Source organism: Pseudomonas sp. Sample_23 (genome assembly GCF_004307595.1).
GTDB lineage: Bacteria > Pseudomonadota > Gammaproteobacteria > Pseudomonadales > Pseudomonadaceae > Aquipseudomonas > Aquipseudomonas atacamensis.
Window position 1 is genome coordinate 41934 of record NZ_RCNX01000075.1, and the last position, 23305, is coordinate 65238.

The following is a 23305-nucleotide window of genomic DNA, read 5'->3' on the forward strand; positions in this document are numbered from 1 at the left end:
GAGCTGCCGAAGGCTCGGCAGCTCCTGCATGACCATCAGGCCAGCAATTCCTGAATCTTTTCCTGCAACACATCCAGATCGAACGGTTTTTCCAGGATCGGTGCCTTGCTGGTGATCGGGCTGCCGGTTTCACGGATTTCCTGCGGGTAGCCGCTGATGAAAATCACTTTGAGGTCCGGTCGCAATTTCACCGCTGGCTCGGCAATCTGCACGCCGGAGATCCCGCCCGGCAGGCGGAAATCGGTAATCAGCATGTCCAGGTGAGGTTTGCTGGCGAGGATCTCGAAAGCCTGCTCGCCATTTTCCGCTTGCAACACGCGATAGCCCTGCCCTGACAGGTAATCCGTCAGGACCATCAAGATAACCGGTTCGTCTTCGACGACGAGTACTACATCTTGCGCATCTACGCTCATGGGAAGCCTTTGTTCGGTCAATAGCTGCTGATACGACCGTGTGGTCACTCAGAGGTTGCGTCGGATATGCCGTTTTCCTGGATCGGCAGACAAACGCGAAACAGGGCGCCTTCGTTGATTTCACTCTCGACGACGATGGAGCCGCCATGGGCGGCGACGATCTGCTCGGAAATGAACAGACCCAGCCCGAGCCCGGCCACCACCGTCTTGGCGGACACCCGTTCGAACTGCTGAAAAATACGCTTCTGGTTCTCGGCGCTGATGCCGATGCCGTGATCCTGGACCTCGACCCGAGCCTCGTCAGCTTCGCGATAGACGCGCACCTGAATCGGGCTGCGACCGCCGTAACGCAAGGCGTTGGTCAGCAGATTGGACACCACTTGCTCGATGCGGAACTCGTCCCAGCAACCTTCGACCGGCTCGGACGCCTCAAAGGAAACGCTGGTTTCCGCCGCTTCCATTTGCGGTGCAAAATTTTGCAGCAGATTGCTGACCAGTTGCACCAGATCGAAACGACTCGGGCGGATCGACAGTTTGCCGGTGCGGATTCGCGAGACATCGAGCATGTCTTCGATCAGGCGAATCAGACTTTTGATCTGCCGCTCATCGCGATCGACCATCGCCTGCATCTTGTCGAGGGTGAACGCCGCGGCGTTGTCCCGCGCCAGGTGCATCTTGCGCAGCTGGGTTTCAAGGATCAGGCCATTGAGCGGTGTACGCACCTCGTGGGCAACGATGGACATGAAGTCATCGCGCATGCGCACCGCTTGTTCCAGCTCAAGCTGCGTGCTTTGCAACTGTTGCAGCAGCGCTTCCTGCTCGCGTCGGGCCTGCTCCAGCGCCTCGACCTGCTGTTTCATGGCCTTGCTCTGGCGATACAGATCAACGAAAACGTTGACCTTGCTCTTCACCGCATGAATGTCCAGCGGCTTGTGCAGGAAGTCCACCGCACCGCTTTCGTAGCCCTTGAACGCGTAGTTGAGTTCACGGCCAGCGGCGCTGACGAAAATGATCGGAATGTTCTTGGTCTTCTCGGTGCCGCGCATCAACTCGGCCAGTTCGAAGCCGTTCATGCCCGGCATCTGCACGTCGAGAATGGCCATGGCGAATTCGTGTTGCAGCAATAGCGACAGTGCCTCGTCCGCCGACAGAGCCTTGTAGACCGTGCGATCCTCGCGCTTGATCAGCGCTTCCAGCGCCAGCAGGTTTTCTGGCAGATCGTCAACGATCAACAGTTTGGCTTGGATATTACTCAGCATGCGATTCGTTCCAGCTCGACTAGCAGACGGCCGATGCCGTGAATGGGTAGGACATGATCCGGCTGCAGAACGTTCAGTGCAGCCTGGGGCATGGTGGCGACTTGTGCATCATCGGGGTCTTGAACAATGGTCAGGCCGCCGCAGCGCTTGACGCAGGCCAGACCGCGCGCGCCATCCTGATTGGCGCCGGTCAGCAGCACGGCGGCGAGTGTCTCGCCGTAAACGTCAGCGGCCGATTCAAACAGGTAATCGATCGAAGGCCGCGAATGATGCACGCGATCCTCCAGGCTCAGCGACAGGCTGCGATCCGCTTCGACCGACAAGTGATAACCGGGCGTGGCGAAATACACCGTGCCGGCTTGAATGTCCTGCTTGTCTTCAGCTTCCTTGACCGGCATCGCCACACGGCGGGAGAACACTTCGGCCAGATGACTGCGGCGCTCTTCCGGCAGATGCAGAACGATGATGATCGGCAGCACATAGCCTTTGCGTAATGGCCCGAGCAGGGTCAGCAACGCCTCGACACCGCCTGCGGAGGCGCCGATCACGACGGCCTCGATGCGAGGCAGGCTCGGGGTGTCGTTCATGATTTGCGGTAGATCCGTTCTTGTTTGACCAACGCCTCGAACTGGTTCGAATAGTTGGAAAAATCCAGGGTTTCCTTGCTGCCCAGCACCAGAAAGCCGCGATGCGACAACGATTCATGGAACAGCCCGAACGCCCGGTCCTGCAACTTCTTGTTGAAATAAATCAGCACGTTGCGGCAGGAAATCAACTGGGTTTCGGAGAACACGCTGTCGGTGGCCAGGCTGTGGTCGGCGAACGTCACGTTCTCGCACAGGCTCTTGTCGAAAATCGCGTAGCCGTAGGCTGCCGTGTAGTAATCGGCAAACGAACGCTGACCGCCGGCCTGCTGATAGTTGGCAGTGTAGGCGCGGACGTTTTCCATGGAGAAAATCCCTTGCTTGGCCTTCTCCAGTGAGCGCGGGTTGATGTCGGTGGCGTAGATGATCGTGCGGTCGAGCAGGCCTTCTTCGCGCAGCAGGATCGCCATCGAATAGACCTCCTCGCCCGTGCTGCAGCCGGCAATCCAGATTTTCAGCGACGGATAGGTACGCAGCAGCGGCACCACTTCGTTGCGGATCGCCAGGAAGTGCGACGGATCGCGGAACATCTCGCTGACCGGGATCGTCAGCAGTTGCAGCAGCTGCATGAACGCGGTCGGGTCGTGCAGGACTTTTTCTTGCAGGGCCGAGATGGTCGCGCATTCGAACTGACTCAGCGCGTGCTGCACCCGGCGCTTGATCGAAGCGCCGGAGTAGTCGCGAAAGTCATAGCTGTATTTCAGGTAAATCGCCTCGATCAACAAGCGTAATTCGATTTCGCTGTTGCGCTCGGCTGAACTGCTGCGTTCCACTAGATGCGTTCCATTTTCGGTAACCACACACGTATCAGCGAGAACAGACGATCAAGGTCGATGGGCTTGGCCAGGTAATCGTTGGCGCCCGCTTGCAGGCAGCGCTCCTGATCGTCCTTCATGGCCTTGGCCGTCACCGCGATGATCGGCAGCTTGCGCCAGCGCGGATCCTTGCGGATTTCCATGGTGGCTTCGAAGCCATCCATTTCCGGCATCATCACGTCCATCAGCACCAGGTCGATGTCCTCGACTTCATGAAGTCTCTCAATCGCTTCGCGGCCATTACGGCCGATCACCACGACTGCGCCTTTGTGTTCCAGCGCGCTGGTCAGGGCGAAGATGTTGCGCACATCGTCGTCCACCAGCAGCACTTTGCGACCTTCAAAGACTTTGTCGCGGCTGCGCGCGGTCTTGAGCATCTTCTGCCGTTCATGGGACAGCTGCGATTCGACTTTGTGCAGAAAGAGTGTGACCTCGTCGAGCAATCGCTCCGGGGAGCGTGCGCCCTTGATGATGATCGAGCGTGAATACTTGCGCAGTTCGGCCTCTTCGTCGCGGGTCAGGTTGCGTCCGGTGTAAACGATGACCGGCGGGAACGAGCAGATGTCCTCGGTGGACATGCGCTTGAGCAGATCGTTGCCGAGCATGTCCGGCAGCTTGAGGTCGATGACCATGCAGTCGTAGATGGTCGTGCGCAGCAGTTCCAGTGCGTCCTGGGCCAGGCCGACGGCAGTGATTTCGATGTCTTCGTCGCCAATCAGCCGCGCGATGCTTTCGCGTTGCAGATCGTCATCTTCGACCAGCAGCACGCGCTTGACCTTCTGTGTCAGCTTGGCCTCGAGACGGGCGAACACATCCTTGAGCTCTTCGCGGGTGGTCGGTTTCACTGCGTAGCCGATCGCGCCCATGTGCATGGCCGCTTCGACGCGGTCTTCCACGGAAATCACGTGCACTGGAATGTGCCGGGTTTCGGCGCGTTCTTTCAGGCGTTGCAGCACGGTCAGACCGGAATGATCCGGCAGGCGCATGTCGAGCAGGATCGCATCCGGCACGAATTCGCGCGCCAGGTCGTAACCTTCGTCAGCGCCATGGGCGACCAGGCACTGGTAGCCCAATTCATGGGCGAGGTCATAGAGGATACGGGCGAAGTTCGGTTCGTCCTCCACCACCAGAATGCAGCGGGTGGCGAACGGAGCCTTGTCGCGATCGTCGGCGAAGCGCGGGATAACTGCCGGAATTGCCGATGCCAGCGGAGCCGCAACAGCAACTGGCGCAGGCGTCACAGGTGCCGGGTGGAAGGTCAGCGGCGCGGCCGGCGTTTCACCGAATTCGTGATACTGACGCGGCAACACCAGCGTAAACGTGCTGCCCTGCCCCGGTACGCTGTCGACGCTGATAGAACCGCCCAGCAACGTCGCCAGATCCCGCGAGATCGACAGGCCAAGGCCGGTGCCGCCGTATTTGCGATTGGTGGTGCCATCCGCCTGACGGAACGCCTCGAAAATACTTTCCTGCTGATCGGCAGCGATACCGATCCCGGAATCCTTGACGCTGAAAGCGATGTGATCATTCGGCTGCGCGGTGATGCTCAGGCTGACGGCGCCGTGCTCGGTGAACTTAATCGCATTGGACAGCAGGTTCTTGATGACCTGCTCCAGACGCTGACGGTCGGTGAACAGCAAGCCCGGTGCGTCCGGCTGAACCTCGACGCTGAAGGCCAGTTTCTTGTCCGCCGCCAACGGTTCGAACATCGAGCGCAAGCCATCGACCAGACGATCGACGCGGGTGTTTTCGGCAATCACTTCAAGCTTGCCGGCCTCGACCTTGGAAATGTCGAGGATGTCGTTGATCAGGTTGAGCAGATCGTTGCCGGCCGAATAGATCGATTCGGCAAACTTGACCTGTTCCGCCGACAGATTCTGCTGCGGGTTCTCCGCCAGCAGCTTGGCCAGAATCAGCGAACTGTTGAGCGGCGTGCGCAGTTCGTGGGACATGTTGGCGAGGAATTCGGATTTGTACTTGCTCGAGCGTTGCAGCTCTTCGGCACGCTCTTCGAGCTGGATCTGCGCCTGATTCAGCTCGGTGTTTTTCTTGTCCATCGCATCGCGCTGTTCGGCGAGCTGCTCGTTGGTCTGCTCCAGCTCGACTTGCTGGGTTTCCAGATGCGCCTGGGATTCCTTGAGAATCCGCGACTGTTCTTCCAGCTCTTCGTTGGCAGTCTTCAGCTCTTCCTGCTGCACTTGCAGCTCTTCATTGAGCTGCTGGGTTTCGGCGAGCACTTCCTGCAAGCGCTGACGGTAACGCGCCGCTTCGATCGAGGTGCCGATGTTGCCGGCAATCAATTCCAGCAGTTCGATGTCGCGCTCGGACAGCGGACGCAGGAAACCCAGTTCGATCACGCCATTGACGCGGTCATCATCACTGGTCGGCACCACCAGCACACTGTGCGGCAGGCCTGCACCGAGACCGGAGCTGACTTTGAAATAGTCGCCCGGCACCGCGTCGAGACGGATCAGGCGTGCCTGCTCTGCCACTTGGCCGACGATGCCTTCGCCGCTATAGATCGTTTGATTGAGCTCTTCCTGCTCGCGGGAGAAACCATAAGTCGCCACGCGCTTGAGGCCGCCATGTTCTTCGCGCACATAAAGCGCGGCGACGGCAGTGCCGAGGTATTGCGCGCAGAATTGCAGAATGTTGCGCCCCAGCAGGTTCAGCGTCAGTTGCCCCAACACCTGCTCGGCCAGTTGCGTCTGGCCGTTGCGCAGCCACGCCTGCTTCTCGAGGCGTTCGGCGCTGGCCAGTTGCGCGGCGAGGTTGGCGCTGTAGTTGGTCGACAGGTTGAGCAGATCACGGCGGCCGATGTAGGCCAGCAACCCACTGATACCGACGATGAAAATCAGATAAAGGGTGATGCTCCAGATCGTCGTGCGGCGCACATCCTCATTGCGGGTGGCGCGCAGCACCTGCTCGGTCTCGATGACGTCCTCGAATTGCTTGCGGATTTCATCGGTCAGGCGCTTGCCCCGCCCGGCCTTGACCGCACCGCGATAGTCGCCACTGCTGCGCTGCAGATCGATCATCGACTGCGCGTAGTTGGCCCACTCCATCTGCAAGGCTTGCAAACGGCGCAGGCGATCGGTCTGCACCGGATTATCGGCGGTCAGCTCCAGCAATGTATTGAGAGCGACCTCGATACGCGGCTTGGCAACTTCGTACGGGTCGAGAAAGTGCTCGTCACCGCTGAGCAGATAGCCGCGCATGCCGGTTTCGAGATCGACAGTGAGTTTCACCGCCTCATTGGCGTTATTGATCACCCGGTCGGTATGCTCGACCCACTGGATGACGGACAGCAAATAGGTGATCAGTGAGACGAAAAACACCGCACTGAGCACGCCGACGCCCAGCGGCAGGCTGACGTTGCGACTCAGAAGTTTGCGGAACCGTTGTTCATCAACCGAGGACGGAGAGGACATGGGGCAGCCTTGTCGAACTGTTGAAAACCCGAGAGTTTGCCCCAAAACCCCGCCATGGATCCATTTTTCTCACACAAATGATGGCATTTTCCTACACACGCCTGCGCATTGGACGACGCCAACGGTTATCCTTGCCGCACCGCACTGACCTGTTCTTTTTTGTATCAGCTCGGGAACTTGTGGCTACGCGCCACTTACTCATGCAAGAGTCCGGCAAAATTCGCTTGCCCGGTATCCCCCGATTTCATTTTTCTGAGAGTCCCGCCATGTCTGCCAATGCCTCCACTATCCTTGTCGTAGAAGATGACGACATCGTGCGCATGCTCATCGTGGATGTGCTGGAGGAGCTGGAATTCACCGTGTTGGAGGCTGAAGACGGCGGCAAGGCGCTTGCGATTCTTGCGGATTCTGATAACGCCATCGATTTGATGATGACCGACTACGGCCTGCCTGGCATGGATGGCCGCGAACTGTCTCAAAAGGCCCGTCAGCTGCAACCTGCTCTGCCCATCCTGTTTGCCAGCGGTTATGCCGAGACTATCGAAGTACCCGGCGACATGCATGTCATCGGCAAACCGTTTTCGATTGACCAGCTACGCGACAAGGTAAAATCCATACTGGAATAGTCCTGCGCATCTACCTGCATTGGCTGGAACCAGAGCAATCGTGATCAACCTGAACTGGCGATGAGCACGCATCACTGTGGTTTAATTGCGCCTTTTTTAAGCGCCGAGAATCCAGCGATGTCCCACTCAGTTCCCACCAAAGTCCTGGTCATCGGCTACGTCTGGCCCGAGCCCCGCTCTTCGGCGGCCAGCGGACATGTCATGCAGATCCTCGAGACATTTCTCGATCAGGGATGGGACATCACGTTCAGCAGCCCGGCCGGCCCGGGTGAACACAAGGCTGATCTGACGGCGCTGGGCGTTCGCGAAGTATCGATCGAGCTCAACAACAGCAGTTTCGACACGTTCATCAGCGAGTTGGCGCCGGATATCGTGCTGTTCGATCAGTTCATGATGGAAGAACAGTTTGGCTGGCGGGTGGAGAAACACTGCCCGGGCGCCCTGCGCATCCTGGAAACCTCCGACCTGCAAAGCCTGCGGCATGCGCGTCATCAGCGTCTGAAAGACCGGCTGAAAAGCGACGACGAGCAGACTGATTTCACCGAACTGTTCGCACCGGCATTGCACGAAGAATTCCAGCTGATGGCGAGCACCGATCTGGCCAAACGGGAAATCGCTGCGCTGTACCGGTGTGATTTGAACCTGATGATTTCCGAAGTCGAGATCGACCTGCTGGTCGAGGAATTCGGTCTGCCTCGGCAGATCCTGCATTGGTGTCCGTTGATGATTGATCTTCCGGACACCGCCGCGCCAGGTTTCGAAGAGCGCGCGCATTTCCTCAGCATTGGCAACTTCCGTCACGCGCCAAACTGGGATGCCGTGCTCTGGATGAAGACCACCCTCTGGCCGCTGATCCGCGCGCGCTTGCCTCGCGCGCAACTGCATATCTATGGCGCCTATACGCCGCCCAAAGCCACCGCATTGCACAACCCGGCCCAAGGCTTTCACATCATGGACTGGGCCGAAGATGCGCTTGAAGTGATGTCGGCAGCGCGGGTCTGCCTTGCGCCATTGCGCTTTGGCGCGGGAATCAAGGGCAAACTGGTCGATGCCATGCTCTGTGGCACGCCAAGCGTGACGACACCGATCGGCGCCGAAGCCATGCACGGCGATGCTCCTTGGCCGGGCGCCATTGCCCTGGACGCAAATACCTTCGCCGAACAGGCCGTGCAACTGTACGAAGATCCAGCGCGCTGGCAGCAAGCGCAGATTCAGGCTTCGGCACTTTTGCAGCAACGTTATCAGCGCAGCGTACATGGCCCGCGTCTGATCAACCGGATAGATGATTGCCGACAACACTTGGCACAACTTAGAAACGACAACTTCACCGGCGCCATGTTGCGACATCACACACTCAAAAGCACTCAATACATGGCTCAATGGATCGAAGCGAAAAACCAGTTGAATCCAACAGAGCGTTGATTACATCAATTACATGACTTGCATTAAAAGCGAACTTTCGCAATAACGCGAACATGCCTATAAACATCCTGCGCGCAACTAATCAACCACTTCGCAGGATATGCAACATGGAAAACTTCGACGATATACCAACCCATCAATGGATGGCTGATTCACCACAAATCGATAATCTTTCGTTATTCGAAATGACCCTGCCCGGCGCGCACAACGCCGGCTGTGACTGGGAAGCTTCTTATGCCCTGATTCCCGGTAAAAACTGGCTTGCCTGCCAGGACGTTTCGTTTTATTCGCTGTTGAATCGCGGCGCTCGCGCACTTGATGTACGCCTTGTTTACAACAGCAAGGCGAAACAACTGGCGAGATTCCGTTTCCAGCACAATGGATTCAACTCTTCGCGAACGCTTGAAGACCTGATCAGAGACCTCAAGGGATTTTATGAAAGAAGCCAGAACGAGTTTATCGTTCTGGACTTTCATGAACTTTCCAACGCTACAGATCCATTCAACCATGAGGAATTCAGAGCAGCTTTGCTGGAGCACCTTGGGGAACGGATCATTCCCACCGAAAATCTGCATCTGACAATTGGCCAACTCAAAGCCATCGATCCATTGCAGCGCGTTATGGTGGCTGCGCCGATGACCTGGGAAACCCTGGACTTCCGCTTTTATAGCCAGATCAATCACAAGTGGATCGGCAAATCACAGGTCAGCACCTCGGATCTTTATGGCTATATAGACAACGTACTGAGCACACCTGTCAGTACGCGCCGCCCGTGGTCGCTGTCGGCAACCAGTTACACACTCGGCGGGCCACAGCGAATCCTCGACAGTCTTGACGAGTGGTTCGATCCGGAAAAATCCGATTGGGCGCGCAAGTGCAACATCATCAATTTCGACTTCATCAAGAATTCGAATATCGTGCGCTTCTGCCAAATGGCCAACTTGCAAAAGGCCCGCGACAAGCTCAGTTGAGCGGTCTCCACGGACGGCCGGTCGGAAGTGGCACAAATGGCAAAAAACGAGGCATGATCGCGCAGCGATAATAAAAAAGTGCCTCGTCATGACCCGAACCGCTCGCGTGACCGACCCTTCCTACGAGTTGATGGACGACCATAACGGCTTGTCCATCATCTACCGCCAGCACGGCTTTCCCTGCCCGCTGGTGCGCTGGCATTTCCACAAGGAATACGAACTGCACCTGATCGTTGCCAGTTCCGGCAAGGTGTTCATCGGCGATTACATCGGCAACTTCTATCCGGAAACCCTGTTTCTGACCGGTCCCAACCTGCCGCACAACTGGATCAGCCAGGTCGCTGAAGATGAAGTGGTGGAGAAGCGCGACATGCTGGTCAACTTCACCGACGAATTGTTCGAGAGCGGGCATCAGGTGTTCGCTGAGCTGAAATCCCTGGCGCCACTGCTTGAGCGCGCGCAGTACGGCATCGAATTTCGCTGCAAGCGCACGATCCGTCAGGCCATGACGCTTATGCAGCGGATCGCCGACAGCACCGGCATCACCCGCCTCGGGCATTTTTTCATCCTGATGGAACTGCTCGCGGCCAGTGAGGATTACCTGTTGTTGTCCGGTGCCACCACGCCGCAACTGGCCGACGAACACAACATCGACCGCACCAACCGCGCGGTCGATTACATCTTCAGCCATTACGCCCGGGACATTTCACTGGAAGAAGTGGCCGAGCACCTGGGCATGACGCCGACCTATTTCAGCCGGGTATTCAAACAGGCCACCGGACGCAACTTCATCGAATTCGTCAATCGCCTGCGCATCAGCAAATCCTGTGAGCTGCTGGCCGATGGCGACAAACCGGTGACCGAGGTGTGCTTCGAGTCGGGCTTCAACAATATTTCCAACTTCAATCGGCGCTTTCAGCAACTCAAGGGCATGACGCCGTCGCACTATCGACGGCTGGCGGTGCAGCGGCTGACTGAACAGAATCATCTCTGACGACACGCCACCTGTGGGAGCGAGCCTGCTCGCGAAAGCGTTCTGTCAGTGAAAAATCCCGTGCTGACACACCATCTTCGCGAGCAGGCTCGCTCCCACAAGAGGTTGTGCCCGGCTGGCGAAATCTGTACGCATTCGTTAACCGCACCTCGCGCAAAACCCCTTCCCTGCGTTCCCCCCACCAAACCCCAGTGCAAAAAAGTATCAACAAAAGTGCTAGGGATGATTTGTCAGCCCCGCCGTTGAAGGCTGTAATCAGCGCAGATTCTTCCTGCATTCGGAAGACACAAAAACAATAACTGTCCTTCTGCCCCGTCGGGTGCCAGAAAAGGAGTGCACGATGCAACCCACTGCAAAAGCTCTGCTCGCTCTCACCTGCATGACCCTCAGCAGCGTCAGCCTTGGCGCCCAGACTCTGACCATCGCCACCGTCAACAACAGCGACATGATTCGCATGCAGAAACTCTCGAAAACCTTCGAGAGCGAGCATCCGGACATCAAGCTCAATTGGGTGGTGCTGGAAGAAAACGTGCTGCGTCAGCGCCTGACCACCGACATCGCCACTCAGGGCGGCCAGTTCGACGTATTGACCATCGGCATGTACGAAGCCGCACTCTGGGGCGGCAAGGGTTGGCTGGAGCCGATGAAGGACCTGCCGGCCAGTTACGCCCTCGACGACGTCTTCCCGTCGGTGCGTGAGGGCCTGTCGGTGAAGGGTTCGCTGTATGCGCTGCCGTTTTACGCGGAGAGTTCGATCACCTATTACCGCACCGACCTGTTCAAGGCAGCCGGGCTGACCATGCCGGAGCGGCCGACCTGGGAAGAGATCGCCGAGTTCGCGGAAAAGCTCACCCAGAAAGACAAAGAGCAATATGGCATCTGCCTGCGCGGCAAGGCCGGCTGGGGTGAGAACATGGCGCTGGTCACCACTGTCGCCAATGCTTACGGCGCGCGCTGGTTCGATGAGCAGTGGAAACCGGAATTCAGCGGCCCGGAGTGGAAAAACGCGCTGAATTTCTACGTCAACACCATGAAGAAATCCGGCCCGCCGGGCGCATCCAGCAACGGTTTCAACGAAAACCTCGCCCTGTTCAACAGCGGCAAATGCGCGATCTGGGTCGACGCCAGCGTCGCCGGCTCGTTCGTCACCGACAAGACCCAGAGCAAGGTCGCCGATCACGTCGGTTTCACCTTCGCTCCGCATCAGGTCACGGATAAAGGCTCGGCGTGGCTGTATTCGTGGGCGCTGGCGATTCCGACCAGCTCCAAGGCCAAGGACGCAGCAAAAACCTTCAGCGCCTGGGCCACGTCCAGAGAGTACGGCGAACTGGTTGCCAAGACCGATGGCATCGCCAACGTGCCGCCGGGCACCCGCGCTTCGACCTACAGCGATGCTTACATGAGCGCCGCGCCGTTTGCCAAGGTGACGCTGGAATCACTCAAGGCCGCTGACCCGAGCAAGCCGACGCTGAAACCGGTGCCGTACATCGGCATTCAATTGGTGACCATTCCTGAATTCCAGGCAGTGGGCACCCAGGTCGGCAAGCTGTTCTCGGCAGCACTGATCGGCCAGACCACGGTAGATCAGGCTTTGGCGGCGGCGCAGCAGACTACGGAACGCGAGATGAAGCGCGCGGGTTATCCCAAGTAACCGCTGAATGCCTTGCTCCTGCCTCTTGTGGGAGCGAGCCTGCTCGCGAAGGCGTCGTGTCAGCCAACACACATGACACTGACCCAGCGCTTTCGCGAGCAGGCTCGCTCCCACATGGGGATCTCCATAGGTCTGTATGACTCGGTTGTGAATGCCATGAATACTTCAACTGCCAAAGCCCACATCGACCTGTCGCCACCCCAGCGCAAGCTGCGGGTGCGCAATCCCGGCTGGTTTCTGGTCAGCCCTTCGGTGGCGCTGTTGCTGCTGTGGATGATCGTGCCGCTGGGCATGACCCTGTACTTTTCGATGATCCGCTACAACCTGCTCTACCCCGGCGAAAACGAATTCGTCGGGCTTGAGAACTTCACTTACTTCCTCACCGATTCGGGCTTCATGCCCGGCGCGACCAATACGTTGTTGCTGGTCGGCAGCGTGCTGCTGATCAGTGTGGTCTTCGGTGTGTTGATCAGCGCGTTGCTGGAGGCCAGCGAATTTCTTGGTCGCGGCCTGGTGCGGGTGATGCTGATCTCGCCGTTCTTCATCATGCCCACCGTCGGCGCGTTGATCTGGAAAAACCTGATCTTCCATCCGGTCTCGGGGATCCTCGCCTACATCTGGAAGCTGTTCGGTGCGCAACCGGTGGACTGGCTGGCGCACTACCCACTGCTGTCGATCATCATCATCGTTTCGTGGCAATGGCTGCCCTTCGCGATCCTGATTCTGATGACCGCCATGCAGTCGCTGGATCAGGAACAGAAAGAAGCTGCGCGCCTGGATGGTGCCGGCCCGATCGCGATTTTCTGGCACCTGACCCTGCCGCATCTGGCGCGGCCGATCGCTGTGGTAGTGATGATCGAAACGATCTTCCTGCTCTCGGTGTTCGCCGAAATCTTCACCACCACCAACGGCGGCCCCGGCTACGCCTCGACCAACCTCGCCTACCTGATCTACAACCAGGCGCTGGTGCAGTTCGATGTCGGCATGGCCTCGGCGGGCGGCTTGATTGCCGTGGTCATCGCCAACATCGCCGCGATCATTCTGGTGCGAATGATCGGCAAAAACCTGACTGACAAAGCGTGAGGCCTGCCATGACGCTCCAACAATCCCGCCGCCTGCAAAGCCTGCTGCTCGGCACGCTGGCCTGGGCCATCGCGATCGTGATTTTCTTCCCGATCTTCTGGATGGTGATGACCAGTTTCAAGAGCGAAATCGACGCCTTCGCCACGCCGCCGCAGTTCATCTTCACGCCGACGCTGGAGAACTACCTGCACATCAACGAGCGCAGCGACTATTTCAGCTTCGCCTGGAACTCGGTGGTGATCTCGTTCAGCGCCACGGCCCTGTGCCTGTTGATCGCGGTGCCTGCGGCGTACTCGATGGCGTTCTACGAAACCCAGCGCACCAAAGGCACGCTGCTGTGGATGCTCTCGACCAAGATGCTGCCGCCGGTGGGCGTGCTGATGCCGATCTACCTGCTGGCCAAGAGTTTCGGCCTGCTCGATACGCGCATTGCGCTGATCGTGATCTACACGCTGATCAACCTGCCGATCGTGGTCTGGATGGTTTACACCTACTTCAAGGACATCCCCAAGGACATCCTCGAAGCCGCCCGCCTCGATGGTGCGACGCTGTGGCAGGAAATGGTTCGCGTACTGCTGCCGATCGCCAAGGGCGGCCTCGCCTCTACCGTGCTGCTGTCGCTGATCCTGTGCTGGAACGAGGCGTTCTGGTCGCTGAACCTGACCTCATCGAATGCCGCACCACTGACCGCGTTGATCGCCTCGTATTCAAGTCCCGAAGGATTGTTCTGGGCCAAGTTGTCGGCGGTCTCGACCCTGGCCTGTGCGCCGATTCTGATCTTTGGCTGGATCAGCCAGAAGCAACTGGTGCGCGGCCTGTCGTTTGGTGCCGTGAAATGAATATCCCTGAACCAACACGACTCCTGTGGGAGCGAGCCTGCTCGCGAATGCGGTGCGTCATTCAACGTTGAAGGCGGCTGACACGGCCCCATCGCGAGCAGGCTCGCTCCCACAGTCAGAATGTGCGGCTGGTTCAATCGAATAATAAATTGCGGAGGCCCATCTCATGGCCAACCTGAAAATCAAGAATCTGCAAAAAGGCTTCGAAGGCTTTTCCATCATCAAGGGCATTGACCTGGAAGTGAACGACAAGGAATTCGTGGTCTTCGTCGGCCCGTCGGGCTGCGGCAAGTCCACCCTGCTGCGCCTGATCGCCGGGCTGGAAGAGGTCAGCGGCGGCACCATCGAACTCGATGGCCGCGACATCACTGAAGTCAGCCCGGCCAAGCGCGATCTGGCGATGGTGTTCCAGACCTACGCGCTGTACCCGCACATGACTGTAAAAAAGAACATGTCGTTCGCCCTCGATCTGGCCGGCGTGCCGAAAGCCGAGGTCGAGCGCAAGGTTGGCGAAGCGGCGCGCATTCTCGAGCTCGGACCGATGCTCGAGCGCAAGCCGAGACAGCTCTCCGGCGGCCAGCGCCAGCGCGTGGCGATCGGCCGTGCCATCGTGCGCAACCCGAAGATTTTCCTCTTCGATGAGCCGCTGTCCAACCTCGACGCGGCGTTGCGCGTGCAGATGCGTCTGGAGCTGCTGCGCCTGCACAAGGACCTGCAAGCAACGATGATCTACGTGACCCACGATCAGGTCGAAGCGATGACCATGGCCGACAAAGTCGTGGTGCTCAATGGCGGCAGAATCGAACAGGTCGGCTCGCCGCTGGACCTGTATCACAACCCGGCCAACCTGTTTGTCGCAGGCTTTCTGGGCACGCCGAAAATGGGGTTCCTCAAAGGCAAGATTGCCCGCATCGACGGCGCCAGCTGCGAAGTGTCACTGGACGCCGGCACGCGCATCACCCTGCCGTTCAACGCCGCCAACCTCAGTGTCGGCAGCGCAGTCACATTGGGTATTCGCCCTGAACACTTGGAGCTGGCACAACCCGGCGACTGCACGTTGCAGGTGACTGCCGATGTCAGCGAACGCCTTGGCAGCGACACCTTCTGCCACGTCACCACCAGCGCCGGTGAAGCCCTGACCATGCGCGTGCGCGGCGATCTGGCCAGCCGTTATGGCGAGCAATTGAGTCTGCGTCTGGACCCGACTCACTGCCACCTGTTCGACGCTGAAGGTGTGGCGCTGACCCGCCCACTGCGCGCTGCCGCCTGATTTCGAGACTATCCGATGAAACTCAACCAACAGAACCTCAATCGCCTCGCCGCCGAAGTGCAACTGCCGGGCTACAACCTCGGCGACACCCGCCAGGGCATCGCCCACATTGGCGTCGGCGGTTTCCACCGCGCACATCAGGCGTATTACACCGATGCCTTGATGAACACTGGCGAAGCATTGGACTGGGCAATCTGTGGCGTCGGCCTGCGACCGGAAGATCGCCGTGCCCGCGATGATCTGCGCGAGCAGGATTACCTGTTCACCCTCTTCGAACTGGGCGACAGCGACGACACCGAAGTGCGCGTCATCGGTGCAATCCGCGACATGCTGCTGGCCGAAGATGGCGCGCAAACGCTGATCGACAAACTCGCCGAACCGCAGATCCGCATCGTCTCGCTGACCATCACCGAGGGCGGTTACTGCATCGACGACAGCAGCGGCGAATTCATGGCGCATCTGCCGCAGATTCAACACGACCTCGCACATCCGGAAGCGCCGGGCACCGTGTTCGGCTTCCTCTGCGCCGCGTTGGCCAAACGCCGTGCGGCGGGTGTTCCGGCATTTACCGTGATGTCCTGCGATAACCTGCCGCACAACGGCGCGGTCGCGCGCAAGGCGCTGCTGGCGTTCGCCGCGCTGCGTGATCCGCAATTGCGCGATTGGATCGACCAGAACGTCAGCTTCCCCAACGCCATGGTCGACCGCATCACGCCGATGACCAGCACCGCGCATCGCCTGCAACTGGCCGACAAACACGGCGTCGACGATGCCTGGCCGGTGGTCTGCGAACCGTTTGTGCAGTGGGTGCTGGAAGACAAATTCGTCAACGGCCGCCCGGCATGGGAAAAGGTCGGCGTGCAGTTCACCGACGATGTGTCGCCGTACGAAGAGATGAAAATCAAACTGCTCAACGGCAGTCACCTGGCGCTGACGTATCTGGGCTTTCTCAAGGGCTATCGCTTCGTCCACGAAACCATGAACGATCCGCTGTTCGTGCGTTACATGCGCGCTTACATGGATCTGGATGTCACGCCGCAGCTGGCGCCGGTGCCGGGCATTGATCTGAGCGAATACAAGGACACGCTGGTGGCGCGGTTTTCCAATCAGGCGATTGCCGATCAACTGGAGCGCGTGTGTTCGGATGGCTCATCGAAGTTTCCCAAGTTCACCGTGCCGACGATCAATCGGCTGATCGCCGATGGCCGCGAGACCAAACGCGCGGCACTGGTAGTCGCGGCGTGGGCGCTGTATTTGAAGGGCGTGGATGAGAATGGCGATACGTATTCGATTCCGGACCCGCGAGCGGCTTTCTGCCAAGGTCTGGTAGCGGACGAAGGGCTGACCACGGAGCGGTTGCTGGGTGTTGAAGAGATTTTCGGCACGGCGATACCGAAGTCGGCGGAGTTTGTTGCAGCGTTCGAGTGGTGCTGCCAGAGTTTGCGCGAGGTTGGGGTTTCGCGGACTCTGGAACGGGTGCTCGGCTGAAAAGCCCCTCACCCTAGCCCTCTCCCGGAGGGAGAGGGAACCGACCGCGTGGTTCTTCCGTTATTCATCGACCTGAAATTCCGAGTCGAATACAGAGTGTGAAAGGCATGAAAATCTGCTCCCTTTCCCCCTCGCCCCCATGGGGGAGAGGGCTGGGGTGAGGGGGTAGCTCTTGATCTTCAGCGCAATCTGACAGGCCCATACATGACAACAACAAAGCTCTTCCTGGGTATCGACTGCGGCACCCAAGGCACCAAAGCGATCATCCTCGATGCCGACAGCGGGCAGGTGCTCGGTCTGGGCGCGGCGCCGCACACGATGATCAGCGGCGCCAACGGCCGCCGCGAACAAGACGTTCAACAGTGGCTCGACGCTTTCGTCAGCGCCACCCGCCAGGCCTTGCAAGCGGCAAACGTCGACGGCCAGGCGATCCTCGGTGTCGGCGTCTCCGGCCAGCAACACGGCCTGGTCCTGCTCGATGAGCAAGGCGCAGTGCTGCGCCCGGCCAAGCTCTGGTGCGATACCGAAACCACGCCGGAAAACGACCGCTTACTCGCGCAACTGGGCGGCGAGGAAGGCTCGCTGGAACGCCTCGGCGTGGTCATTGCGCCGGGCTACACGGTGTCGAAACTGCTCTGGACCAAAGAGCAGCATCCCGACGTGTTCTCGCGTATCGCGCGGATACTGTTGCCCCACGACTACCTCAACTACTGGCTCACCGGCCGCGCCTGCAGCGAATACGGCGACGCCTCCGGCACCGGTTATTTCAACGTGCGCACGCGGCAGTGGGATGTGCAGATCCTGTGCGACATCGACGCCAGCGGCCGTTTGCAAACCGCGCTGCCGGAGCTGATCGACGCGCACGCCGCCGTCGGCACTCTCCTCCCGGCAATCGCCGAGCAACTCGGCATCAACCCCAACGCGGTGGTTTCCAGCGGCGGTGGCGACAACATGATGGGCGCCATCGGTACCGGCAATATCCAGCCCGGCGCGATCACTATGAGCCTCGGTTCGTCCGGCACGGTCTACGCCTTCTCCGACGCCCCGAGCGTCAGCGCCGATGCCTCGGTTGCCACGTTCTGTTCCTCCAGCGGCGGCTGGCTGCCGTTGATCTGCACCATGAATTTGACCAACGCCACCGGTGCAATTCGCGAACTGTTCAAGCTCGATCTGCCGACCTTCAACGAATTGGTCGCGCAGTCACCGATCGGCGCCGAAGGCGTGAGCATGTTGCCGTTTCTCAACGGTGAGCGCGTCCCCGCCCTGCCCCACGCCACCGGCAGCCTGCATGGCCTGACCATGGACAACCTGACCCAAGCCAACCTGTGCCGCGCCGCTGTCGAAGGCACCACCTTCGGTTTGCGCTACGGGCTGGATTTGCTCCGCCAGAATGGTTTACAAAGCCTGCGCATTTGCCTGATCGGCGGCGGCTCGAAGAGCGCGGTGTGGCGGCAGGTCGTCGCCGATATCATGAACGCTCCGGTGATCTGCACCGAACAAAGCGAAGCCGCCGCACTGGGTGCGGCGATTCAAGCGGCGTGGTGCGCGTCGCGCTCTAACGGCGATTATGTCTCCCTGGCCGAGCTGTGCGAGCGCTGCGTGAAACTCGACGCGGGCAGCGAAACCCTGCCGATCGCCGCCAATGTCGCGGCGTTCCAGCAGGCCTACGAACGCTATCAACAGCATGTCGCAACCCTATAACGAGCAAACAACTATGTACCTGGTGTGTGGCGAAGCCCTGTTTGATTTCTTCAGCGAAAACGATGCCAGCGGTCTGGCCTCGAAAGTCAATTTCAAGGCGATTGCCGGCGGTTCGCCGTTCAACGTCGCCGTCGGTCTGCGCCGCTTGGGCGTGGACTCGGCGCTCTTCGGTGGGCTGTCCACCGACTACCTCGGCCGGCGTTTGCAGCAAGTGCTACAGGACGAAGGTGTGCGCCCGGATTATCTGGTGGATTTTGCCGCGCCGACCACCCTGGCGATGGTCGCGGTGGGCGCCAATGGCTCGCCGCATTACAGTTTCCGTGGCGAAGGCTGCGCCGACCGGCAACTAAGCGAGGCACATCTGCCGACACTCGGCGACGAGGTGCGCGGCCTGCACATCGGCTCGTTTTCGCTGGTGGTGCAGCCGATTGGCGACACCTTGCTCAAGCTGGTTCAGCGCGAAAGCGGCAAACGCCTGATCAGCCTCGATCCCAACGTGCGCCTCAACCCCGAGCCGAACATCGAGATATGGCGCGAGCGCATCGCCACGCTGGTGCAACTGGCCGATCTGATCAAAGTCAGCGACGAGGATCTGAGCCTGCTCTATCCCGAGCAGGATCCGCAAAACGTGATTGAAGGCTGGCTCGAACATCGCTGCCAGATCGTCTTCCTGACGCGCGGTGGCGACGGCGCAACGGTGTTCAGTCGCACCCATGGCTCGTGGTCGGTGCCGGCCAATCAGGTTCAGATCGCCGATACGGTAGGCGCCGGCGACACCTTCCAGGCGGCGCTGATCACCTGGCTGACCGAACATTCGCTGGACTCGGTCGAAGGCGTGCAGCAGCTCAGTCGAGAGCAAATCGACGGCATGCTCAGGTTCGCCGTACAAGCCGCCGCACTGACCTGCAGCAAAACCGGTCCGGATTTGCCCTATCGTCATCAATTGAGCTGAGCGCGTAGACTGTCGACCTTTTTGCGCACGACGGAAAACAGCTCTTGAATCACAGGCACATCCTCGCCCTCCTGACCATGGCCACCCTGCTGAGCGGTTGCGGCACCTCGCCGCCCCGCTCCCCGGAAGACATCTGCGCAATCTTCCGCGAGAAAAGCGACTGGTACGACGCTGCGCAAGTCACCCAGAAACGCTGGGGCGTGCCGATCCAGGTGCCTTTCGCGATCATGTATCAGGAATCCGGCTATCGCTACGACGCCAAGACGCCGCGCAAATACCTGCTCTGGGTAATTCCGTGGGGTCGCGTCTCGACCGCTTCCGGCTATGCGCAAGCCAAGGACGAAGTCTGGGCCGACTACCAGAAAAGCACCGGCCGCAACTGGGCCGATCGCGAAGACTTCGACGACGCAATCGACTTCGTCGGCTGGTACATGGACAAGACCACCTCGATCAACGGCGTGTACAAATACGACGCCTATAACCAGTACCTGAACTACCACGAAGGCTGGGGCGGCTTCCGCAACAAGACCTACGCGAGCAAAGCCTGGCTACCGCCGACCGCGCGCAAGGTGCAGAACCGTTCGGATCTGTATGCGCAGCAATATGCCGGCTGCAAGGAAGACCTCAATCGCGGGTTCTGGAGCCGGTTCTGGCATTGGTTGTAGAAGCCGTTCGCGAGCAGGCTCGCTCCCACAGGGCCTTAGTGAATGCCGATTTTGTCTACACCCGAGAAACCTGTGGGAGCGGGCTTGCCCGCGATGGCAATCTCTCAAACACCATCAAAGTCTATGAAAGGCCCGATTTCACTGACCCAAACCGCCCTCCTAAGGGTTTTCCCTATGGCATCAAGGCCCCACACCTACGCCATTTGCGCCTTGAATGAGGCCGTCTAATCCTGCAACATCCATCACCTGCTTATTCAACGGACGGAATTCAAGGCATGCTGGACGCCAATGCAACCCACATCACCCTCTCGATCGAAGACGCCAACGCCGACCTGCAAGTCCTCAGCTTCACCGGTCGCGAAGCCCTCAACGAACCGTTCCGTTTCGACCTCGAACTGGTCAGCGCCCGCCCCGACCTGAAGCTCGAAGAGCTGCTGCACAAGCGCGCCTGCCTGACGTTCGGCGCCACCGGCGAAGGCAAGATTCACGGCCAGGTCTATCGCATCGAGCAGGGCGACTCCGGCAAGACCCTGACCCGCTACAGCATCAGCCTGATGCCGCAACTGGCCTATCTGCAGCACAACCATGATCAGCAGATCTTCCAGCAACTGACGGTGCCGAAAATCATCGCCCAGGTGCTGGAAGATCGCGGCATTCTCTCTGACGCCTACAGCTTCCAGCTCGGCGCCGAGTACCCGGAGCGTGAGTATTGCGTGCAATACGACGAGTCCGACCTGCATTTCATCCAGCGTCTGTGCGAAGAGGAAGGCATTCACTTCCACTTCCAGCACAGCAGCAGCGGCCACAAACTGGTGTTCGGCGACGATCAGACGGTGTTCCGCAAACTGAAGCCGGTCAGCTACCAGCAGGACTCCGGCATGGCTGCGGAGAAACCGGTGATCAAGCGCTTCAACCTGCGCCTGGAAACCCGTACCACCCGCGTCAGCCGTCGCGACTACGATTTCGAAAAACCCAAGCTGCTGCCCGAAGGCGCGGTCAAATCCGAATTCGCCCCGGACCTAGAAGACTACGATTACCCCGGCCGCTTCACCACCCGCGAGCGCGGCAAGTTCCTCTCAACCCGCGCCCTCGAACGCCATCGCAGCGACTACAAACTCGCCGAAGGCAAAGGTGATGAACCGACCCTCACCAGCGGCCATTTCCTCACGCTCGCCGAACACCCGCGCGCCGAGTGGAACGACCTCTGGCTGCTGCTGGAAGTCTTCCACGAAGGCAAACAACCGCAAGTGCTCGGTGAAAACGTCACCAGCGACGTCACCGACAACAAAAGCGATTTCCACCAGGGCTACCGCAACAGCTTCCTCGCCACCCCGTGGGACGCGCACTACCGCCCTGCCCTCGAACACCCGAAACCGAAAGTCCTCGGCAGCCAGACCGCCGTCGTCACGGGTCCTGCCGGTGAAGAGATCCACTGCGACCAGTACGGCCGCATCAAGGTGCAATTCCACTGGGACCGCGACGGCCAGTCCGACGACAAGACCACCTGCTGGATGCGCGTCGCCAGCGGCTGGGCGGGCGCAGCCTACGGCGGCATCGCCATCCCGCGCATCGGCATGGAAGTCCTCGTCACCTTCCTCGAAGGCGACCCCGACCAGCCCCTCGTCACCGGCTGCCTATACCACAAGGAAAACGTCGTCCCCTACGACCTGCCGGCCAACAAGACCCGCAGCACCTTCAAAACCCTCAGCTCCCCGGGCGGCAAGGGCTACAACGAATTCCGCATCGAAGACAAGAAAGGCGCCGAACAGATCTACATCCACGCCCAGCGCGACTGGGACGAAAACGTCGAACACGACCAGAAAATCCGCGTCGGCAACGAACGCCACGACACCGTTGAAGCGAATGTGTTGAGCGAGTTCAAGGTCGAAGAGCACCGGATCACCCATCTGGACCGCATCAGCGAAATGCGCGCGGATGATCACCTGACGGTGGGTGTGACGCAGCATGTGAAGGTCGGCACGGCGCAGTTTGTTGAGGCTGGGACGGAGATTCACTATCACGCTGGTGACAAGGTGGTGGTTGAGGGTGGCATGGAGCTGACCGCCAAGGCTGGTGGGAGTTTTGTGAAGGTTGATGCGGGTGGGGTGACCATCAGCGGCGCGGAAGTGAAGGTGAATTCGGGTGGTGGTCCTGGGGCCGGCACTGGCATTCAGATCCTCGCCCCATTCATTCCGGGACTCGCAGCCATTGATAACGCCGGACGCCTGATGCAAACGCGCGCTAACCAGATGATGCAGGCGGAATCCCTCGCCGTGACGCCGAAACTCAAAGCACCTACCGGCATCTGCGTCGAATGCCTGAAAAAAGCCATGCGCGAAAAACTCGCCCTGCAATCGGGGGCCAATCGATGACAAAGAGTGACGCAGCGAAAGCCTGGAGCGAAGCGCAAAAGAACGCTCAGTCGATATTCGCGATCGTTGAGATCGGCCTGTTGCCGGAACCCGCTCGATTGCAGTTCGTCAGAGTTGACCCGTCACGACGGCCGTTGATGGCGCAACCGGAATTCGCCGAACTGCGCAACTACGGCCCGTGGCTGGTCGACGTTGGCCACATGGAATTCGAGGCCTTTCTCGCTCACGAACATTTCACCGGCTGCACCGCAATGGCCAGTTGGATTCGTACCGACTGCCCAGCCGACAAGCTCGCCGCTCACCTTAGTGATGCGTTGCTGGCAAAGAATGAAGCAGGCGAAGTCTTGATGATCCGTAGCTACGCGCCAGAAGTCGTGCCAATGCTGCACGCACGCGATGATCTGTCTTGGCATGCGTGGCTGTTTGGACCGCTGCAGGAGTGGTGGGTGCCAGCAGAAGAAGATCAATGGCACTGTCTGAAGGGACTCAACCTTGAAAAGCCCGGAAGATACGAGCCTATCTTTCTTGACGGAAAGCTGTGGACGGACATGGAGATCGATCCTCTACCCTACAGCCTCACCACTGAACTGGAAAAAGAAGCGCCTGAAGTGTTTGCCAGCACCTGTCACGGCGCCCGTTTGAAACAAGTGAAAGAAGCGCTGGACGCTGGCCGCAGTGAAGGTTTAACGGACGCGGAAGACGTCACTCT

Annotated in this window: 19 protein-coding genes; 14 read left to right on the forward strand and 5 right to left on the reverse strand. The window is 59.4% G+C overall.

The window, feature by feature from the left end; all coding sequences use genetic code 11:
- Positions 1–35 precede the first annotated feature (35 nt).
- From D8U82_RS19505 to D8U82_RS19525, 5 genes are read right to left on the reverse strand one after another with little or no spacing between them, the layout of a single operon-like run.
- Positions 36–413 carry a response regulator gene (locus D8U82_RS19505; RefSeq protein ID WP_016774860.1) on the reverse strand — a complete coding sequence of 126 codons (378 nt, stop codon included), beginning with the start codon at positions 411–413 and terminating at the stop codon, positions 36–38.
- Between the two features lie 44 nt (positions 414–457).
- A complete protein-coding gene (locus tag D8U82_RS19510) occupies positions 458–1672 on the reverse strand; it encodes a hybrid sensor histidine kinase/response regulator (RefSeq protein WP_016774861.1) in 1215 nt (404 codons plus the stop codon).
- Positions 1666–2259: a chemotaxis protein CheB gene (locus D8U82_RS19515; protein WP_130902775.1), complete on the reverse strand. Its 594-nt coding sequence runs from the start codon at positions 2257–2259 to the stop codon at positions 1666–1668. The genes D8U82_RS19510 and D8U82_RS19515 overlap by 7 nt, the downstream gene beginning before the upstream one ends.
- Complete coding sequence (locus D8U82_RS19520; protein ID WP_016774863.1) at positions 2256–3089, reverse strand: protein-glutamate O-methyltransferase CheR; 834 nt, start codon at positions 3087–3089, stop codon at positions 2256–2258. The genes D8U82_RS19515 and D8U82_RS19520 overlap by 4 nt, the downstream gene beginning before the upstream one ends.
- Positions 3089–6562: a response regulator gene (locus tag D8U82_RS19525; protein ID WP_130902776.1), complete on the reverse strand. Its 3474-nt coding sequence runs from the start codon at positions 6560–6562 to the stop codon at positions 3089–3091. The genes D8U82_RS19520 and D8U82_RS19525 overlap by 1 nt, the downstream gene beginning before the upstream one ends.
- A gap of 266 nt (positions 6563–6828) precedes the next feature.
- Here D8U82_RS19525 and D8U82_RS19530 point away from each other — a divergent pair, with 266 nt between their 5' ends.
- The 14 genes from D8U82_RS19530 to D8U82_RS19605 all read left to right on the forward strand — a co-directional run.
- Complete coding sequence (locus tag D8U82_RS19530; protein ID WP_130902777.1) at positions 6829–7188, forward strand: response regulator; 360 nt, start codon at positions 6829–6831, stop codon at positions 7186–7188.
- A 117-nt stretch (positions 7189–7305) separates the two neighbouring features.
- On the forward strand, positions 7306–8610 hold the full coding sequence (locus D8U82_RS19535; protein WP_130902778.1) for a glycosyltransferase: 1305 nt from the start codon (positions 7306–7308) through the stop codon (positions 8608–8610).
- A gap of 107 nt (positions 8611–8717) precedes the next feature.
- The gene (locus D8U82_RS19540) at positions 8718–9581 is read left to right on the forward strand and encodes a phospholipase (RefSeq protein WP_130902779.1); all 864 of its coding nucleotides are present in this window, start codon (positions 8718–8720) and stop codon (positions 9579–9581) included.
- An 88-nt stretch (positions 9582–9669) separates the two neighbouring features.
- Positions 9670–10575 (forward strand): AraC family transcriptional regulator, encoded by a 906-nt coding sequence (locus tag D8U82_RS19545; protein ID WP_125926540.1) that lies wholly within the window; start codon positions 9670–9672, stop codon positions 10573–10575.
- A gap of 340 nt (positions 10576–10915) precedes the next feature.
- Positions 10916–12226, forward strand: coding sequence for a sugar ABC transporter substrate-binding protein (locus D8U82_RS19550; protein WP_125926539.1), 1311 nt, complete (start codon positions 10916–10918; stop codon positions 12224–12226).
- Positions 12227–12382: 156 nt separating this feature from the next.
- Entirely contained in the window at positions 12383–13309 is a 927-nt protein-coding gene (locus tag D8U82_RS19560; RefSeq protein ID WP_041480415.1) for a sugar ABC transporter permease, read from the forward strand.
- Between the two features lie 8 nt (positions 13310–13317).
- Positions 13318–14148 carry a carbohydrate ABC transporter permease gene (locus D8U82_RS19565; protein ID WP_016774872.1) on the forward strand — a complete coding sequence of 277 codons (831 nt, stop codon included), beginning with the start codon at positions 13318–13320 and terminating at the stop codon, positions 14146–14148.
- Positions 14149–14314: 166 nt separating this feature from the next.
- Positions 14315–15418: a sn-glycerol-3-phosphate ABC transporter ATP-binding protein UgpC gene (gene ugpC / locus D8U82_RS19575; RefSeq protein WP_130902781.1), complete on the forward strand. Its 1104-nt coding sequence runs from the start codon at positions 14315–14317 to the stop codon at positions 15416–15418.
- Positions 15419–15433: 15 nt separating this feature from the next.
- Positions 15434–16906: a mannitol dehydrogenase family protein gene (locus D8U82_RS19580; protein ID WP_130902782.1), complete on the forward strand. Its 1473-nt coding sequence runs from the start codon at positions 15434–15436 to the stop codon at positions 16904–16906.
- 204 nt (positions 16907–17110) lie between these two features.
- Complete coding sequence (gene xylB, locus D8U82_RS19585) at positions 17111–18607, forward strand: xylulokinase (protein WP_130902783.1); 1497 nt, start codon at positions 17111–17113, stop codon at positions 18605–18607.
- Positions 18608–18620: 13 nt separating this feature from the next.
- Entirely contained in the window at positions 18621–19559 is a 939-nt protein-coding gene (locus D8U82_RS19590) for a carbohydrate kinase (protein WP_130902784.1), read from the forward strand.
- Positions 19560–19636: 77 nt separating this feature from the next.
- Entirely contained in the window at positions 19637–20224 is a 588-nt protein-coding gene (locus D8U82_RS19595) for a lipoprotein (protein ID WP_041480414.1), read from the forward strand.
- 275 nt (positions 20225–20499) lie between these two features.
- A complete protein-coding gene (locus D8U82_RS19600) occupies positions 20500–22596 on the forward strand; it encodes a type VI secretion system tip protein VgrG (protein WP_130902785.1) in 2097 nt (698 codons plus the stop codon).
- Positions 22593–23305: DUF4123 domain-containing protein (locus D8U82_RS19605; protein ID WP_177434149.1), on the forward strand; the 713-nt coding region annotated here is incomplete at its 3' end. The genes D8U82_RS19600 and D8U82_RS19605, both read left to right, overlap by 4 nt.